General features: G+C 60.7%; 18 protein-coding genes. 8 read left to right on the forward strand and 10 right to left on the reverse strand.

Features of this window, described 5'->3' with window-relative positions; translation table 11 throughout:
- Positions 1-67: 67 nt before the first annotated feature.
- From galE to ACSQ20_RS04620, 4 genes are read right to left on the reverse strand one after another with little or no spacing between them, the layout of a single operon-like run.
- Positions 68-1,090: a UDP-glucose 4-epimerase GalE gene (gene galE / locus ACSQ20_RS04605; RefSeq protein WP_436017881.1), complete on the reverse strand. Its 1,023-nt coding sequence runs from the start codon at positions 1,088-1,090 to the stop codon at positions 68-70.
- Between the two features lie 30 nt (positions 1,091-1,120).
- The gene (locus tag ACSQ20_RS04610) at positions 1,121-2,290 is read right to left on the reverse strand and encodes a glycosyltransferase family 4 protein (RefSeq protein ID WP_436017883.1); all 1,170 of its coding nucleotides are present in this window, start codon (positions 2,288-2,290) and stop codon (positions 1,121-1,123) included.
- Positions 2,287-3,105 carry a glycosyltransferase gene (locus ACSQ20_RS04615; RefSeq protein WP_436017885.1) on the reverse strand — a complete coding sequence of 273 codons (819 nt, stop codon included), beginning with the start codon at positions 3,103-3,105 and terminating at the stop codon, positions 2,287-2,289. Before ACSQ20_RS04615 ends, ACSQ20_RS04610 begins: the two co-directional genes overlap by 4 nt.
- Complete coding sequence (locus ACSQ20_RS04620; protein WP_436017887.1) at positions 3,102-4,358, reverse strand: oligosaccharide flippase family protein; 1,257 nt, start codon at positions 4,356-4,358, stop codon at positions 3,102-3,104. Before ACSQ20_RS04620 ends, ACSQ20_RS04615 begins: the two co-directional genes overlap by 4 nt.
- Before the next feature lie 311 nt (positions 4,359-4,669).
- Here ACSQ20_RS04620 and ACSQ20_RS04625 point away from each other — a divergent pair, with 311 nt between their 5' ends.
- On the forward strand, positions 4,670-6,064 hold the full coding sequence (locus ACSQ20_RS04625; protein WP_436017889.1) for a phosphomannomutase/phosphoglucomutase: 1,395 nt from the start codon (positions 4,670-4,672) through the stop codon (positions 6,062-6,064).
- Between the two features lie 17 nt (positions 6,065-6,081).
- Here the strand turns inward: ACSQ20_RS04625 and ACSQ20_RS04630 are convergent, their stop codons facing one another.
- Positions 6,082-6,813, reverse strand: coding sequence for a DUF2242 domain-containing protein (locus ACSQ20_RS04630; RefSeq protein WP_436017891.1), 732 nt, complete (start codon positions 6,811-6,813; stop codon positions 6,082-6,084).
- A gap of 239 nt (positions 6,814-7,052) precedes the next feature.
- Between ACSQ20_RS04630 and waaC the strand changes: the two genes are divergently transcribed.
- The 3 genes from waaC to waaA are packed head-to-tail and all read left to right on the forward strand — an operon-like array spanning position 7,053 to position 10,349.
- A complete protein-coding gene (gene waaC / locus ACSQ20_RS04635; protein WP_436022915.1) occupies positions 7,053-8,066 on the forward strand; it encodes a lipopolysaccharide heptosyltransferase I in 1,014 nt (337 codons plus the stop codon).
- Between the two features lie 20 nt (positions 8,067-8,086).
- Positions 8,087-8,998 (forward strand): Kdo hydroxylase family protein, encoded by a 912-nt coding sequence (locus ACSQ20_RS04640; RefSeq protein ID WP_436017893.1) that lies wholly within the window; start codon positions 8,087-8,089, stop codon positions 8,996-8,998.
- A 25-nt stretch (positions 8,999-9,023) separates the two neighbouring features.
- A complete protein-coding gene (gene waaA, locus ACSQ20_RS04645; RefSeq protein WP_436017895.1) occupies positions 9,024-10,349 on the forward strand; it encodes a lipid IV(A) 3-deoxy-D-manno-octulosonic acid transferase in 1,326 nt (441 codons plus the stop codon).
- Between the two features lie 116 nt (positions 10,350-10,465).
- Here waaA and ACSQ20_RS04650 read toward each other — a convergent pair whose 3' ends face one another.
- Positions 10,466-10,981: a hypothetical protein gene (locus ACSQ20_RS04650; RefSeq protein ID WP_436017897.1), complete on the reverse strand. Its 516-nt coding sequence runs from the start codon at positions 10,979-10,981 to the stop codon at positions 10,466-10,468.
- Positions 10,982-11,777: 796 nt separating this feature from the next.
- Between ACSQ20_RS04650 and ACSQ20_RS04655 the strand changes: the two genes are divergently transcribed.
- From ACSQ20_RS04655 to ACSQ20_RS04670, 4 genes are all read left to right on the forward strand, one after another.
- Positions 11,778-12,209, forward strand: coding sequence for a lysozyme (locus ACSQ20_RS04655; RefSeq protein ID WP_436017899.1), 432 nt, complete (start codon positions 11,778-11,780; stop codon positions 12,207-12,209).
- Positions 12,206-12,637 carry a lysozyme inhibitor LprI family protein gene (locus ACSQ20_RS04660; protein ID WP_436017901.1) on the forward strand — a complete coding sequence of 144 codons (432 nt, stop codon included), beginning with the start codon at positions 12,206-12,208 and terminating at the stop codon, positions 12,635-12,637. The genes ACSQ20_RS04655 and ACSQ20_RS04660 overlap by 4 nt, the downstream gene beginning before the upstream one ends.
- 427 nt (positions 12,638-13,064) lie before the next feature.
- Positions 13,065-13,262, forward strand: a complete 198-nt coding sequence (locus tag ACSQ20_RS04665; RefSeq protein ID WP_436017903.1) for a type II toxin-antitoxin system VapB family antitoxin — start codon at positions 13,065-13,067, stop codon at positions 13,260-13,262.
- Complete coding sequence (locus ACSQ20_RS04670; RefSeq protein ID WP_436017905.1) at positions 13,259-13,630, forward strand: type II toxin-antitoxin system VapC family toxin; 372 nt, start codon at positions 13,259-13,261, stop codon at positions 13,628-13,630. Before ACSQ20_RS04665 ends, ACSQ20_RS04670 begins: the two co-directional genes overlap by 4 nt.
- Positions 13,631-13,820: 190 nt before the next feature.
- Here the strand turns inward: ACSQ20_RS04670 and ACSQ20_RS04675 are convergent, their stop codons facing one another.
- From ACSQ20_RS04675 to ureE, 4 genes are read right to left on the reverse strand one after another with little or no spacing between them, the layout of a single operon-like run.
- Positions 13,821-14,042, reverse strand: a complete 222-nt coding sequence (locus ACSQ20_RS04675; RefSeq protein ID WP_436017907.1) for a prevent-host-death protein — start codon at positions 14,040-14,042, stop codon at positions 13,821-13,823.
- Positions 14,043-14,078: 36 nt separating this feature from the next.
- Complete coding sequence (ureG, locus tag ACSQ20_RS04680; protein WP_436017909.1) at positions 14,079-14,711, reverse strand: urease accessory protein UreG; 633 nt, start codon at positions 14,709-14,711, stop codon at positions 14,079-14,081.
- Positions 14,712-14,740: 29 nt separating this feature from the next.
- On the reverse strand, positions 14,741-15,421 hold the full coding sequence (locus tag ACSQ20_RS04685) for an urease accessory protein UreF (RefSeq protein ID WP_436022917.1): 681 nt from the start codon (positions 15,419-15,421) through the stop codon (positions 14,741-14,743).
- Complete coding sequence (gene ureE, locus ACSQ20_RS04690) at positions 15,408-16,034, reverse strand: urease accessory protein UreE (protein WP_436017911.1); 627 nt, start codon at positions 16,032-16,034, stop codon at positions 15,408-15,410. Before ureE ends, ACSQ20_RS04685 begins: the two co-directional genes overlap by 14 nt.
- Between the last annotated feature and the right edge of the window lie 14 nt (positions 16,035-16,048).

Consider the following 16,048-nt stretch of genomic DNA (forward strand, 5'->3'; position numbering starts at 1 on the left):
CGAATTATACCGAGAGCCGTCGAGGCGTCTGCCGCGTCAATGGTGCCGACCACGTTATTCCACTCGGTCAAACGTACCCGTTCGGATTCGTCGACTGCCACCGCCAATGATCGACGCACATGCGCTCGATGCCATGTTGCGCACGCCATCCCAGAACCTGCTCGGCCGCTGCCGTGCTCGCGAAGCACGACGCGACGTCGCCGGGCCGCCGTTCGGTGAGTTCGTACGGCACCTTCCGTCCGGACGCCGCTTCGAACGCTTTGATAACGTCCAATACCGAATAACCGCGGCCGGTGCCAAGATTGACGGTCAGGCTCGCATCGCGCGTCTTTAACGCATCGAGCGCCGCGATATGCCCGCGAGCGAGATCGACGACATGGATGTAGTCGCGCACGCCGGTGCCGTCGGGTGTGTCGTAATCGCTGCCGAATACGCGCAGCTTGTCGAGCTTGCCGACAGCCACTTGCGCCACATATGGCATCAAGTTGTTCGGCAGCCCCGCCGGATCTTCCCCGATGAGCCCGCTTTCGTGCGCGCCTACCGGGTTGAAATAACGGAGCACGGCAACGCGCCACTCAGGATCAGCCCGTTCGACATCGCGGAGAATCTGTTCAGCAATCAACTTCGATTGCCCATACGGATTCGTCGCCGATAACGGAAACGATTCATCAATCGGCGAACGCTCAGGTATGCCATATACGGTTGCCGACGAACTGAATACGAAGTTCTTCACATTGCGTGCGCGCATGGTATCGAGCAGCACAAGCAGGCTGTCGATATTGTTGCGGTAATAATCGATCGGCTTGGCAACCGATTCACCCACGGCTTTCAATGCGGCGAAATGAATTACGGCATCAATCGGATGCTTATCGAATACCGCGGCAAGCGCTTTCGCGTCGCACGCGTCGGCTTCATAAAACGCAGCGCTGCGCCCCGTGATTCGCTCGATCCGCCGAACCGATTCGCGCTTGCTGTTGATCAGGTTATCGACGATGACTACGTCGTAGCCGCTGTTGAGCAGTTCGACTGCGGTATGCGAGCCGATGAAGCCCGCACCGCCCGTCACCAGAATCGTGCCTTTGTTCGCCATCGTCGTGCTCCGTCAAGATCAAATATCAAATCAGTTGATATCAAGCGATACGCCGGTGAGCCGGCGCAATGTTTCGATGTACCGCGCGATCACGCCGGCCTCGTCGAATTCGGCGACAACCTTCGCCCGGCCGCGCTCGCCCATTGCTTTTCGTTCGCCGTATGTCATGCCCAACATCGCTTCGAGTTTCTCGGCGAGACTCAAGGCGTTTTTCGCTTCGCACAGCAGGCCCGTTACGCCGTCGGCCACCACCTCGCGGCAGCCTGGGACATCCGTCGCGACGACGGGCCGCCCGATTGCGGACGCTTCCATCAACGTGCGCGGCACGCCTTCGCGATACGAAGGCAGTACGACGCACTCGGCGTTCGCGATGAATTCACGCACGTCATGGGCCTCGCCCAGATATTCGACGATGCCCTCGCGCTCCCACGCGCGCACGGCATCGAGCGTAATGGCGCTCGGATTATCCACGCCGACCGGCCCGAGCAGCTGAAACCGAACGGTGGGGTGGTTCGCCCGCAAGATGCGTGCCGCCTCGACATATTCGCCGACGCCCTTGTCCCAAAGCAAGCGGCCGATCAAGACAAATGTAAAGTTCTGTTTCTGAACGGCCGGCGTATAAGCGAAATGATTCAAATCGACGCCTTCGCCATTCAATAGCCGTGCGCGGTCGGGGTGCGCGAGCAACCGTGATTTGACAAAAGCCGCCTCATCGTCGCGGTTCAAGAACCAGATTTCGCGCGGAAAGCGAAACGCAAACCGGTAAAGGGCCTTCGCGATAACGGCCGCTCGGCTTTTTTGAATGAACACATAGCCGAGCCCCGTCGTGACGGCAATCGACGGCACGTGCGCGAGCCATGCGGCCACTGAGCCGTAAATGTTCGGCTTGATCGTGTAGTGAAAGACGACATCGGGCCGCATCGCCCGGTAATGACGATAAAGTTCGCGCAGCGTGCGCTGGTCGTCGAGCGGATTGGTGCCTTTGGATGCCACGAACAGTTCGATGTAGCGGCATCCCATCTGTTCGAGCAGCGCGGTTGTGCGGTCACGTGGCGCTATCACGGTGACGACGACGCCTTTCTCGACGAGCGTGCGAATCAAGCCTTGCCGATAGGTATGAATCGCAAACGAGGTATTGCAGACGAGGCAGACCGAAAGTGGCGCAGTTGATGCCGTGGCGCGAAGGGAAGGGGCATTCATCCGGTATGTGTCGCGAAGAGCGTGCGCTTCATTCGTTGCAGCCATGTGTACGGTGTAACGAGATGCAGCATATTCTTTAGGAGGCCTAACCAATCGTAGACATTACGCGCATCGAAATAACACAGTTGAAGCCTGAGCGTCGACGTGATTTGCTGGCGTCGTTTGGTGGCGCTGATGCCGCCCTCGTTGAGTTCGTAATAAAGCCCGAGTTCGGGCAAATTCGCGCAGTCGTAGCGTTTCATCAGGCGCAGGAACAAGTCGAGATCCTCGGCTGCGCGGTACGCCACGCGATAGTTGCCGACCGCACGCACCGCATCGACGCGCAGCATCATCGCCGGGTGCACCAGCGAGGAGCGGAAAAAGCGCAATCGGCGAATGTCGGCCGGCTCCGTGGCCGGGCGCAGCATGAAAAGCGGCTGGCCTTCGTGCGTGACGACCTGTGTCCACATGCCGACACCAGCGACGTTCGGATGGGCTTCGAGGTAAGCGCGTTGCTTGGCAAGCCGGCCCGGCGCTGCCAGATCGCCTGCGTCGATGCGTGCAGCGTATTTGCAACCGCGCGCGGCGAGCGCATCGATGCCGGCTTGCAGCGCGCGTTCGATGCCGCCGTTTTGCGGTATCCGCAAAATCTCGACAACCAGATTCGGCAGTGCAGGGGCCACGATGGGTGGCGTGCTGCCATCGTCGACGATCAGCACGCGCACCAGCGCATCCTCGTCGAACGAGGCGATCGTGCGCGCGACATCCGCTTGCGCGTTATAGGCGGGCATCAACACGGTGACGTCGGCCAGCGCGTCGTTCGGCGGGTTCGTCATGAGCGTAGCTTCAAGCGGATGTAGTAAACGTTCACTGCGGTGGCTGCAAGATAACCGGCGGCGAGCCCGACCAATGCGCCATACGAACCCATTCGTGCGATGGCGACAAGATTGACGGCGAACGCGATGGCCAATGCAAGTACCCACTTCGCGAGCAAGACGAACTTCGCCTGGTATTTGAGCACGACGAGATTGCCGATGGCTTCGACGCCGGCCGGCACCGATAACCACACGCACCACCGAAAAATCGCGATGGCTCCTTCGTAGTCGGGGCCGAATACGCGCGTAATGATTAGGTGTGCGAACAAATCGAGGACGAGCGCACCTGTTGCCATCAACGCGGCCGCCAGCAGCATCAGCCGGCGGATATTGCGCAGCAGGTGTCGTGCGTCGTGCACGCGATAGACGAAGGCGGGGGCGATCGTCTGCGCGAGCATCAGGCCGAGTGCGATCCAATTCTCGTTGATTTGCTGCGCGGCCGAGTAGCGGCCGAGATCGGCGAACGAGATCGCGCGCTCGAGCATCAGACGGTCGAGCTTGAGAAAGAGATACATGCAAACGAGGCCGATCCAGAACACCGTGCCGGCACTCGCGAAGTGACGCACGAGCGGTTTATCGACGCGCCAGCCGAGGGTGCCCTGATGGCGGCGAATGTAGTAGACGACGAGTGCGGCGGCAATGACGGCCGCTTCGGCCGCCCAAAGCCAACCGAATGCCGCCGGCGCCAACGCGATGCGTACGAACAAAAACACGAGCAAGGCTTTCGCGAGCGCGGTGACGATGCTCGCCAACAACTGCGGCTTGCTATACGTCATGCTTTGCAGCCACGCGTTGATGACGCCGATAACCGGCTCCCTGAACAGCATGGTCACGGCCAGCCCGGCGAGCATCGCCCCGACGAGCGGGTCAGTGATACCGACCCCAATGGCGGTCCACGTGGCAGCGAGCGCAACCACGGACACGGTTATGCGCAATGCGAAGGCGCTGCCGAGCACGGTGCCCAGTTCCGAGGCGGGACGATGCACGATCGTGGGGACGAGAATCTCAGCACCGCATACCCAGGTGACCGGAACGAGCACTAAAAGCAGCGTATTCGCGTATTGCCATTTGCCGAACGCATCGGGGCCGAAGTAGCGTGCGAGCAGCCCGGCCACGGCGATAGCGACGACGATCTGCGTCAACCTTTCGAGCCCGAGCCAGACGATGTTCGCAAGCGCCTTCGCGACGTCCGGATTGGCGAGGCGCCTTAGCATGCGCGGCACGGCAGGGATGTTGCTCGTGTCGCGGAGGTGAGCGCAAGCGCAGCGTCAGCAACGCCTGCGAGCCCCGCAGCGGGGCGTGTCGCGACGGTAGCAACTGACGAATGTCCGGCGAGAAAACGTCTTGGCATTAAAATGGGCGCTTCGTGCGTCGGTCGAAAAACGGCAATTATAAGTTGGAATTACGGCGCACCTTCGTGCGGCGGCGGTGTGACGGGGATTGGCGACACCGCGCGCAGCGTGCTCGACGAACGCGCTGCAGCGCCGCTTTGCATCCTTTTTTTGCAGTCAGTGAGAGCCTATCCATGATTTCACAATCCATCTTCAAGGCGTATGACATCCGTGGTGTCGTAGGCAAGACGCTCGATGTCGACGTGGCCCGCCTGATCGGGCGCGCATTCGGCAGCGAAGTGCGTGCGCAAGGCGGAGACGCCGTCGTCGTGGCGCGCGATGGGCGCTTGTCCGGACCATCGCTCGTGACAGCGCTTGCCGACGGCTTGCGCGCGGCAGGGGTCGATGTCGTTGATATCGGCATGGTGCCGACGCCAGTGGGCTACTTTGCTGCGAGCGTGCCGCTCGCGTTGCCCGATGGCGAACGTTCGGTCGATTCCTGCATCGTCGTGACGGGTAGTCACAATCCGCCCGACTACAACGGCTTCAAGATGGTTCTGCGCGGTGCGGCCATCTACGGCGAGCAGATCCAAGCGCTTTATCGACGCGCGGCCGAAGGGCAATTCAGCGCGGGCGAGGGCAGCTATGTCGAGTACGACATCGCCGATACCTACCTCGAGCGAATCGTCGGCGACGTGAAGCTCGCGCGGCCGATGAAGCTCGTTGTCGATACGGGCAACGGCGTGGCGGGCGCGCTCGCACCGCGCCTTTTCAAGGCACTGGGCTGCGAGCTTGTCGAACTGTTCACCGATATTGACGGCAACTTCCCGAACCATCATCCCGACCCTGCGCATCCGGAAAACCTGCAGGATGTGATTCGCGCGTTGAAGGAAACGGACGCCGAACTTGGCTTCGCATTCGATGGCGATGGTGACCGGCTTGGTGTTGTCACGAAAGATGGGCAGATCATTTATCCCGATCGCCAATTGATGTTGTTCGCGCAGGAAATTCTGTCGCGACAGCCCGGCGCGCAGATTATTTACGACGTTAAATGCACGCGCAATCTGGCGACATGGGTGAGCGAGCACGGTGGCGAGCCGGTGATGTGGAAGACGGGGCATTCGCTCGTCAAAGCTAAGTTGCGCGAAACCGGTGCGCCGCTCGCGGGCGAAATGAGCGGACACGTGTTTTTCAAAGACCGCTGGTATGGCTTCGACGACGGGCTTTACACCGGCGCGCGCCTGCTCGAATTGCTTGCTCGCGTGGGGGATCCGAGCAAGGTGCTCAACGACTTGCCGAACTCGCTTTCGACGCCCGAATTGCAATTGAAGCTGGAGGAAGGAGAAAACTTCGCGTTGATTGCACAGTTGCAAAAGGACGCGCGCTTCGTGGGTGCGGACCGGGTCGTGACCATCGATGGTCTGCGCGTCGAATATCCGGATGGCTTCGGGCTCGCGCGTTCATCGAATACGACGCCGGTCGTCGTGCTGCGTTTCGAGGCGGACAATCCGGATGCGCTTGCGCGCATCCAGGGCGATTTCCGTCGCGTGATGCTGGCGGCCAAGCCGGACGCGAAGTTGCCGTTCTAACCCTTGGACCGTCCCGCCTAGTGCGGGGCGGTTGCGGCCGTTGCCGCAGGTTGCTGTTGCTGTTGCTGTGGTTGTGATTGCTGTGATTGCTGTGGTTGCTGCTGCGATTGCTGCTGCGGTTGCGGCGGCGGTTGCACAGCCGGCGGCGAGGGCGGCAATTCGCTCGCTTTGATGGGCGGCGCCGGCGGCACTGGCGTCGCTTTCACGACGGTGCGCAGGTACTGATCGACATAATCGAAAAAGCGATCGTAAAACGCAGACGATTGAAGCGTCTCGCTCGAGACTTTCACCATTGCATCGCTATTGGAGCGAATCGGCAGCGATAGCGAGCCGAGTATGCTCAATCCGACACTGGCCGACGTGTCGCTCTTTTTCAGCGCGTAGCCGCTTTGCACGGCATTCGCGTACACGATGCTCGAATTCTCGGCGTCTTCTCCCGGCGTGCAAACCACGTGAAATTCGATCGTCACGTGTTTGTCGCCGCTCGGCTGGAAGTCTTTGCTGGCGTCGATCGTATCGGTGCGCGAGTTGGTCGTCAGATACCCCTGGCTCAACAATGCGCGCCTCGCGGCTTCGCAGGCATCCGTGTTGGTGGCGCGAAAATCGCGCGAAAACGCGCTGGCGCCCGTGTCGAACATCGGTTGCTGGGACTTCGGCGTTGGCGTACTCGAGCACGCCGCCAACACTAGCAAGGCTGACATCGTGAGCGGCAGCGCGATGCCGGAAAGAAGGGAACGAGACGTGAGCATGATCGAGTAAGCAGCCTGCGGTAATGATGCAATTCGAAGCGACAAACATTGCATTGTAGTGTGATCGGCGCGGGAAGGATAAGGCGCTCAAATCGACCGTGCGATGTGACGACGTCGACTCATCGCACGCCAAGTTGAGGAAGGATTGCGCCGACGCGGTAAAATCGCGGTCTTTGGTTGAGCGCGAAACCGGCGCCGCCTGCTTCGCCGCATACGGCGTTCCTTTCTTTTCTTTCGGTGTGCTAAAGATCCTGATCGTGCGAGTGTCGTCGCTGGGCGACGTCGTTCACAACATGCCCGCGGTGGCCGATATTCGGCGCCGGTATCCGGGCGCGCAAATCGATTGGCTCGTTGAAGAGAGCTTTGCCGATCTCGTGGAGCTCGTGGCCGGTGTTCGCCGTGCCATTCCGTTTTCGCTGCGGCGTTGGCGCAAGCATCTGTTTTCGCGCACCACGTGGCGCGAAATTGGCGTGTTTCGGCGCGCACTCGCCGCTGAACGGTACGACCTCGTGATCGATTGCCAAGGGCTCATCAAGACTGCGTGGATCGCCAAATGGGCGCACGGGCCGCTCGTGGGGCTCGGCAACCGCACCGACGGCGCGGGCTACGAATGGCCGGTGCGTTTCTTCTATAACCGGCGTGTGCCTATTGCTCCACGCACGCACGTCGTCGAGCGCACTCGTCAGCTGGTCGCGGCCGCAATCGATTTGGCGGGACCGGGACCGGCCTCTGCCGCAGCAGTTGCCGACAGCATCGACTTCGGTCTCGATACCTCGCGTGCGTCGTTCGCGCTATCGACATATGGGCTCAATCTTCCCGTGCCTTACGTCGTACTCGTGCATGCTACGTCGCGGGTTGATAAAGCATGGCCAGAGACCGATTGGATCGAGCTGGGCCGTGCATTGATCGCACGCGGCATATCGCTCGTGCTGCCGTGGGGCAACGATGCCGAGCGGCAAACGAGCGAGCGGCTCGCGCAGGCATTCGGCGCGGCGGCGATCGTTCCGCCGAGGCTGTCGCTGCCGGCTGTCGTCGGGTTGCTCGATGCGGCCGCGGCAACGGTCGGGGTCGACACCGGGCTGGTTCACATTGCCGCGGCGCTCAAGCGGCCGACGATCGAGTTGTACAATTTCGCGACTGCGTGGCGTACCGGTGGATATTGGTCGCCGCGCGTCGTCAATCTCGGCGAAGGCGGCGCGCCGCCTTCGTTGCAACAAGTGAAGTCTGCGCTGGCGGGCTTTGGCCTGCTGTAACCGCTGTGTTCAACGAGATCATGAACGAATCGCAAATCATCGAAGTGGCTGCGGCCGACTGGCAGGGGCAAGGCTTGTCGGTTCCGCGCGAGACACTCGTCGCCGGGCTCGAACAGGGCAAGGTGTTGTACTTCCCGAACCTGCGCTTTGCGATCGACGGCGGCGAGCAGGCTTTGCTCGACCCTGCGATTGCTGATCCGCAACGCAAAAACATCAGCCTCGATGCGAATGGTGCGAACGGTGCGAATGGCGCGAATAGCGGTGCGCTGCGCGGTGTGGTCGGCAACGAGGCCACGATATCAGCCGTGCGTGCGCTCGTCGCACGTTATCAAACGAACGCGCGCGCGCTGGTGGATGGCCTGTTGCCCGAGTATCGCGGCAAGCTGCGCGCGGCGCCGACGAGCCTGCGTCTCACACAAGTCGAAACGCGGCATACGTCGTGGCGTAAGGACGATAGCCGTCTGCACGTTGATGCGTTTCCGTCGCGGCCGAATCGCGGCGAGCGAATCTTGCGCGTGTTCGCGAACGTGAATCCGAATGGTGTGCCACGTGTATGGCGCGTGGGCGAGCCGTTCGAACAGATGGCCAAGCGCTTCTTGCCGCGCATCAAACCGCAGGTGCCTGGGTCCGCTTGGTTGCTTGCGTTGTTGCACATCACGAAGTCACGTCGCAGCGAATACGACCATCTGATGCTTCATCTGCACGACGGCATGAAGGCCGATCTGGACTATCAGAAGTCGAGCCCGCAGCAGACCATGCCGTTTCCGCCGGGTAGCGTATGGATCTGTTTTTCGGATCAGACGTCACATGCTGCGATGTCGGGGCAATTCATGCTCGAGCAAACTTTCTTCCTGCCTGTTGATGCGATGGCTGCGCCCGAGAGGGCACCGCTCGGCATTCTGGAGCGGCTCAAGGGCCGCTCGCTCGTTTGAGCGCCGCCGCTATGGCGAGGTCCGCATGTTGAGGGCCATTTATCGCGCACTCTGGTGGATCGTCGCACCGCTGGCGGTCATTCGGCTCTTCGTGCGCTCGCGACGCGAGCGCGGCTATCGCGAGCATATTGTTGAACGCTTCGGTCGCGCGCCTGGCCGGTCACCCGACGATCTGGCACCGCTCGTTTGGGTTCATGCGGTTTCGGTTGGCGAGACACGGGCAGCCGAGCCGTTGATCGAAGCGCTGATGCGCGCGCGACCCGATGCCCGCATTTTGCTCACGCATATGACGCCGAGCGGCAGGGCAACGGGCGAGCAGCTTTTCGGCGATCGTCTCGCGCGCTGTTATTTGCCTTACGACATGCCGCATGCCGTGCGACGTTTTTTGCACGCATGGCGTCCCGCACTCGGCGTCGTGATGGAAACGGAGGTGTGGCCTACCTTGCTCGACGAATGTCGGCAGGCTGACGTGCCGCTCGTGCTGGCCAATGCGCGGATGTCGGCGCGATCGTATCGGCGCGCGGCACGTTTCGGCACGGCGACGCGCGAGGTGTTCGGCGGCTTCACACGTGTGCTTGCGCAAAGTCCGGCCGATGCCGAGCGATTGACGGCGCTCGGGGCGCGACAGGTGACGGTGCTTGGCAATCTGAAATTCGATATGACGGCGCCGCCGGAGCTTGCAGCACGTGGCCGTGCGTGGCGAGCGGCGATCGGCTCGCGGCCCGTGTGGGTCGCGGCGAGCACGCGCGAAGGCGAGGAAGCGCTTGTACTCGATGCGTTCTCGGCGCAGGCGACGAAAGGCGCGCTGTTGATTCTCGTGCCGCGCCATCCGCAGCGTTTTGACGAAGTGGCGGCACTCGTCGTGAGGCGCGGCTTGAGTGTGGAGCGGCGCTCGGTGTGGGGCGGTGAACCGCTTGCGGCCGCCGCAGCTGCGCAGGTTGCACAGGCGCCGTTATCTGCCGATGTAGCAGTGTTGCTCGGGGACTCGATGGGCGAGCTGGGTGCCTACTATGCGGCGTCTGATGTCGCGTTTATCGGAGGCAGCTTGTTGCCGCTCGGCGGGCAGAATTTGATCGAGGCGTGTGCGGTTGGTGTGCCGGTGCTGATCGGGCCGCACGTTTTCAATTTCGCTCAAGCGACAGCGGATGCGGTAGCGGCTGGCGCTGCTTTGCAAGTTAGCGATCCGGCGCATCTTGCGCGCGAACTCAATGGGCTGTTTGCTGATCGCGCACGACGCGTGGCGATGGGCGCGGCGGCTTCAGCTTTCGCTGCGCGTCATCGCGGGACGACGGAGCGATCGGTCGAGGTGTTGATGGCGCTGTTGGAAAATGGCAACGCAGTCGATGGATAAACAGGCGATCGCATCGTCGATGCTCTCGGAATTTCCCCATCGTGCGGCGGTGCCGGGTCGCCTCGGATCTTAGCCATCGCACGAAGCGGAGGCTGGGGCGTTGACAGCAAGCCCCGTCAATGAATTGCGTCGAGGGATTCAAGGGCCGACGGCCGCGCGTCTTCGGGTAGATGGTCGACTGCGGACGCGAGAGTCTCGCGAAGCATGGCCAGATGTTGCGGGTTCAGCGATGTTCCGATTTTGCGGTTCCTGTTTTGGCTAACGAACTCAGTCAGCTGTCTGTATCCTTCGGTCACGTCGTTAAATGCGCTCACCCGCGTAGCAGGATCAGGCAGGCTGCCAATCCGGAATGCAAGTGCTGCCAGCGGAATGGGGCGCACTTCAAAGGGAAGTCCACTGTAAGCACGTATTCCAAACTGGTCCCGATGAATATCTCCAATTATCTTGTCGAGAATATCGTTGAATGCCGGCAACCGCTTGGGTCTCGGCAACTTGTCGAGCAGGACGGCAAGCCGTGTCAGTTCCTCTCCCCGAGCCGGTCCCCACCGTTCTGTCGAAACCTGATTCAGACGGCGGCTGTATGTGATCGTCGAAGGCCGCAACTTGGAGGCGAGGTCGCCGACGCTACCCATGACGCCAGTTTGTCGAGAAGCCCGAGTAGTCGGCGATGCTTGCTTCGAGACGTCGTCTCCTTGATCCGTGGAAATGTGACTGGCTCTGGAGTTGTGGGGGAACAATGGTCGCATGGTGTCTTTCGCAAAGCGGACGGTGAGTCTCCTAAATGTAGTGCGGCAAGAGGTTTCCGTTCGTCGACAAGCGTATTCAAAGCATACGGAACGAAGTCACGCAGTCTTGCTGATCGCGCACGGCGCGTGGCGATGGGTGCGGCGGCTTCCGCTTTCGCTGCGCGTCATCGGGGGACTACCGAGCGGTCCGTCGAGGTGTTGATGGCGCTGTTGGAAAGTGGCGAGGTGGTGGGTGGATAAGTAGGAGTGGCTGCGGATGCGAGAGCGCCAGACGCCTCGCTAGAGACCTATGCGAACGAGACAAATGCGCGCGTAGCGGCGACCGCCGAATACAATCGCACGCAGCGCAACCAAGCATTTATTATCCGGAGATGCCGATTTTTTTTGAGCGGCTGGAAGCCCGAAATTGTCCAACGGTCCTGGCTCGCGACGAAGGTCGCGCATGCGATGACCGAAGGGGGATTTACGACCGCACTCGAGTTGGAAGTGAGCATTGATCCGACAACCACTCGACATCGATCGCAATTTAGAAAACCGGGTTGAGCGCATTGCAGGACGACGCGCGCGAATGGTAGAGTCCTCCCGTCCGATTAACTGAGAGGGACATATGCCAACTACAACAAAAATAACGCAGCTAAGTTCCGCTGGACGGGCGGCGCTGCGTACGCGCGAACAACTAACGATGCGTTACTACGACGATTCCGTTCGGAATTGCACGTTTGGAATCGGTACGCTTGTACACCTCGGTCCATGCACCCAAGAGGAACTCCAACGCCAAGTTGCCCCGGCTGCCGTTGAGGCAGAGTTTGTCCGCCGCGTTCATGAGGCGGAGCTTGCGGTCCGGCGAAACGTGCCCGATCGAAATTTGACACAGGCGCAGTTCGACGCACTCGTGAGCTTCACATATAACCTCGGCGCGACAGGCGCGCGGTCTGTTCTACATACCGCGAACCGCGGTGAAGATACACGCGTGGCAAACCAGATGGAGCAGTATGTCTATGCCCACCCCCGAGATGACCGGGGTCGCCGGCTTCCCCCGAGGCGCCAACCCGGACTGGTCACCCGCCGTCGAGAAGAATCGGCTCCATTCCGCAACCAGCAGGGTGGACAATGAGACACGTGCCAGCCTTTCTCTTCGTCTTGATCGCGGCATCCGCCGCTGCCGCGGACTTCGATCCGACAACCGAACTCGCGCGACAAAGCAAACTACCGGCGAGCGAAGTATCAGCGCTGCTCAAGAAATGCGAATCGAGCGATGCAACTCAAATGAGCATCAATTTCTGCGCGTGGCGCGATCTTATTGTCGCCGAACACCAGTTACAGCAAGTGGTCGATAAGCGCAGCGCTCAATCTCCCGTGTGCGGCGCGGCGCTTGAGAAACGAATATCGGCTTGGAAGAAGAAGCGCGATGCCAGATGTGAAAAGTCAGCGAAATTGGATTATGAAGGTGGCTCGATGCTGCCAACGGCTATTGCCTTGTGTCAGACCGCGGTAACGGAACGCATGACAAAGAAAATCAGCGGTGAGAAAACCTGCCGTTGACGATGCGAGGACGCGCGACGATGCGCTGTTCGCCGCGCGGATTCGATCGGGCAAACGATTCGTCGTTAGAAAGGGGCTCATCCGGCGCGATTGATCCCCCCTGCGCCTCATTCATCCCCGGCGACCCGCTCGCCGGGTCTGCGAGGCCGGCGCTGCCTTCCTAACTCGGCGCATTCTTTCAGACCACCGCGATACGCGAAGCCTTGCGGGCCGATTACGTTGCACACTTCGATTGACGTTATCTCGGCACTTCCCCCACCCCTTGCGTGGATCAAGCCAAAGCGGCGCGTACGCGCCCATCTTCACGATGCTGGAATAAGTTTGCTTCGTAACCACCGGCGGGCGATGCTGAGCACGTTCAGCACAAAAAATCGCATCGAATGATGCTATAATTCGAGCATATTTCACCGCCGAAATAGGTGTGCTCATGCGAACGACCCTCGCACTCGACGACGACTTGCTTGCGAAAGCACAGGCACTTACGGGCTTGCCTGAGAAATCCGCTCTGATACGCGAAGCGCTTAAAGCTCTGATCGAACGCGAGAGCGCCAGACGCCTCGCTAGGCTCGGCGGCTCGGAGCCGACGATCGAAGCCCCGCCGCGCCGACGATCGAGGTTGGCATGATTCTCGTCGACACGTCCGTATGGATTGATCATCTCCGGTCTGGGGACGCAATCCTTGCTGAACTTTTGGTGACAAACCGGGTGCTCGCGCATCCGTTCGTCACTGGGGAGATCGCACTAGGTTCTCTAAAACAACGCAAGATAGTGCTTAACGCCTTGCAAGACCTGCCGCAGGCCAGCGTCGCCACTGATGCCGAGGTGTTTGAATTCATCAATCGGCACCGCTTCTACGGACTTGGAATTGGCTACGTCGATGCGCATTTGCTCGCGGCAGCGAGGCTCACGTCAGACGCAAAACTATGGACCCGGGATAGGCGTCTAGCCGCTCTGGCGAAACGATTGAACGTCAACGCCGACCTGATCCATTAACCGCCTCGCCACTCCCAACAGCGTCATCAATATCGAAGACGCCGGACACATAACAGCAGGTATTGAGTCATCAGTACTTGCGCAGTTCGCTGCCCTCCGCAAGAGCGTTGAGTGGCTTGGTTAGGCGAGCAATGTCTGCGCTCGAAATTCCACGTGAGCTTGACGATACATCGCGCGGCCACGGTGCAAATCAGCGATTCAATCGGCGATGCTTGATGGTGAAAAGGGTGCTGCGAGCGTCTTTCACCCTGCCTGCAGGCACATCGTTCAGGCCCTTGCTGGCCTCTTCGATCAGCAACAAGTGGACGCGCTCGCGCTCCAGTTCGTGGCAGGAAAGCACTCGCTGCGCGTCGGTGACGGCAATGTGGCTTTCGGCGGGGGTGTGGTTGGGCAGGTCGGACAGATTGGTCATAGGTTGGGACGACTGGATTACATCGCTAGCGATGCGCTATTTCACGCCAAACGCACCGAACAAGCCCTTCGTCTCGATGAACGAAACCACCTCTTCGACACCATCGAGCGCCTTCAAATTGCACATGACAAAAGGCTGCTCGCCGCGCATTTTCTTCGCATCGGATGCCATCACGTCGAGGTTCGCGCCAACGAACGGCGCGAGATCGGTCTTGTTGATGACGAGCAAATCCGACTTCGTAATACCCGGGCCACCCTTGCGCGGAATCTTTTCGCCACCCGCCACGTCGATGACGTAAATCGTGAGATCCGACAGCTCGGGGCTGAACGTCGCCGCGAGATTGTCGCCGCCCGATTCGATAAAAACGATGTCGGCATCGGGAAACCGCGTGAGCATGCGGTCTACGGCCTCAAGGTTGATCGATGCATCCTCGCGAATCGCCGTATGCGGGCAGCCGCCGGTTTCGACGCCCATGATGCGCTCGGCCGGCAGCGCACCGGCCACCGTCAGCAAGCGCTGATCTTCCTTCGTATAGATGTCGTTCGTAATCGCAACGAGGTCATAACGCGAACGCATCGCCTTGCAAAGCATTTCAAGCAGCGTCGTTTTGCCCGATCCAACCGGGCCGCCGATACCCACCCGCAGCGGCGGGAGTTTCTTCGTTCTCATCGCATGTATCCGTTTTATCGATCGCTGGCCTAGGAGCGGAAAAGTCGCGAATATTGTGATTCATGCCGCGCCGACAGCACACTCAGCATCGGCGCGAACGTGTTGATCTCGTCAGGCGAAGTGGCAAGCGCGCGCTCGACTGCTGTTTCGATCGCCCCACGCAGCCCGACGATGATGCGCTGTCCGGCCATTTGACCAAGCGGCACGGCCTTGAGTGCTGCTGCGGCTTGGTTCTCGACCCAACTAAACGCATAGGCCGCCAATGCGGCTTCGATCTCGATGCCATGCGCCGCGATTGCGAACGCAAATACGCTCGGTTGAGCGACCGGAGCGAGAGCCGCCAGCGTCGCGCGGCGCGCTTCATCGCCCCATTCGAGCGAGAGGCACAGCTGCTTGAGCGACCAGCCCATCTGCTCAGTCTCGCGCCTCAATTCAGCCGACTCGCGGCTGGCGAGAAACTGCGCGTCTGCGGCGGCGAGGCCCGCACCATCATTTACGTTCCAGCGCGCAAGCTGATGCGCGACAAACGGCAACTCGCACCGCGCCAGTACGTTCGCGACGCCACTTTCGATCCATGTTCGTGCGCTTGTTTCATCGGTGACCCACTGCGTGTCGATTGCCGATTCGAGGCCCTGCGAGTAGCTGAATGCACCCACCGGCAACGCAGGCGATGCAAGATGCAACAGCGCGGTCAGCTCAGCGATGCGCATGGTCGTCGTCGTGGCGATGATCATGGTCATGCTCGTGCTCATGTCCATGATGGTTGTGCGCGCAACCTTCTTCGCAAGACGAGGAGGCCGGTGTGCCATGATGTTCGTGGAAGACTTGTTGCGCCAGCGCATAGTCTTCTTCGAACGTGGCGTCGTGACCATGGCGATGCCCGCCGCCGTAAGCGCCGGACTCGGGTTGAAACGCAAGCATCGCGCGTTCGACGCTCGCGCCGAGCCGCTTGAGCATCGCTTCGAGTACCGAGTCGGCGGCTAGTTTCAAGTAATCAGCCCCAACCTCCACAGGCGTATGCCGGTTGCCGAGATGGTAAGCCGCGCGCGTGAGCGTCAGCGCATCGCTTGCATGCACGATCAACACCGCTTCGGGTGCGGCCACGACGCGCACCAGTGCGCCGTCGTCGGCGACGAGCAGATCGCCATCGGCAAGCACGGTGCCCCGCGGCAAAACAAGCGCAACCTCTTCGCCGGCATCGAGTGTGACGGCGAGCCGGCTCTTGCAGCGCGCGTCATAAGCGAGCACGAGCGTCGGCGCGCGCGCAACAAGCGAGGCAGCGAGTTTGATGTTAGGGGCGATGCGTTTATCGATGGTGCGCATAGGGGCCGGCGAAA

Origin of the sequence: Trinickia sp. LjRoot230, from assembly GCF_964253315.1 — a bacterium.
Lineage (GTDB): Bacteria > Pseudomonadota > Gammaproteobacteria > Burkholderiales > Burkholderiaceae > Trinickia.

Excerpts from the sequence above, each read along its gene's own strand:
- galE (WP_436017881.1), bottom strand. The coding sequence starts at position 1,090 with ATGGCGAACAAAGGCACGATTCTGGTGACGGGCGGTGCGGGCTTCATC.
- ACSQ20_RS04610 (WP_436017883.1), bottom strand. The coding sequence starts at position 2,290 with ATGAATGCCCCTTCCCTTCGCGCCACGGCATCAACTGCGCCACTTTCG.
- ACSQ20_RS04615 (WP_436017885.1), bottom strand. The coding sequence starts at position 3,105 with ATGACGAACCCGCCGAACGACGCGCTGGCCGACGTCACCGTGTTGATG.
- ACSQ20_RS04620 (WP_436017887.1), bottom strand. The coding sequence starts at position 4,358 with ATGCTAAGGCGCCTCGCCAATCCGGACGTCGCGAAGGCGCTTGCGAAC.
- ACSQ20_RS04625 (WP_436017889.1), top strand. The coding sequence starts at position 4,670 with ATGATTTCACAATCCATCTTCAAGGCGTATGACATCCGTGGTGTCGTA.
- ACSQ20_RS04630 (WP_436017891.1), bottom strand. The coding sequence starts at position 6,813 with ATGCTCACGTCTCGTTCCCTTCTTTCCGGCATCGCGCTGCCGCTCACG.
- ACSQ20_RS04640 (WP_436017893.1), top strand. The coding sequence starts at position 8,087 with ATGAACGAATCGCAAATCATCGAAGTGGCTGCGGCCGACTGGCAGGGG.
- waaA (WP_436017895.1), top strand. The coding sequence starts at position 9,024 with ATGTTGAGGGCCATTTATCGCGCACTCTGGTGGATCGTCGCACCGCTG.
- ACSQ20_RS04650 (WP_436017897.1), bottom strand. The coding sequence starts at position 10,981 with ATGGGTAGCGTCGGCGACCTCGCCTCCAAGTTGCGGCCTTCGACGATC.
- ACSQ20_RS04655 (WP_436017899.1), top strand. The coding sequence starts at position 11,778 with ATGCGTTACTACGACGATTCCGTTCGGAATTGCACGTTTGGAATCGGT.
- ACSQ20_RS04660 (WP_436017901.1), top strand. The coding sequence starts at position 12,206 with ATGAGACACGTGCCAGCCTTTCTCTTCGTCTTGATCGCGGCATCCGCC.
- ACSQ20_RS04665 (WP_436017903.1), top strand. The coding sequence starts at position 13,065 with ATGCGAACGACCCTCGCACTCGACGACGACTTGCTTGCGAAAGCACAG.
- ACSQ20_RS04670 (WP_436017905.1), top strand. The coding sequence starts at position 13,259 with ATGATTCTCGTCGACACGTCCGTATGGATTGATCATCTCCGGTCTGGG.
- ACSQ20_RS04675 (WP_436017907.1), bottom strand. The coding sequence starts at position 14,042 with ATGACCAATCTGTCCGACCTGCCCAACCACACCCCCGCCGAAAGCCAC.
- ureG (WP_436017909.1), bottom strand. The coding sequence starts at position 14,711 with ATGAGAACGAAGAAACTCCCGCCGCTGCGGGTGGGTATCGGCGGCCCG.
- ACSQ20_RS04685 (WP_436022917.1), bottom strand. The coding sequence starts at position 15,421 with ATGCGCATCGCTGAGCTGACCGCGCTGTTGCATCTTGCATCGCCTGCG.
- ureE (WP_436017911.1), bottom strand. The coding sequence starts at position 16,034 with ATGCGCACCATCGATAAACGCATCGCCCCTAACATCAAACTCGCTGCC.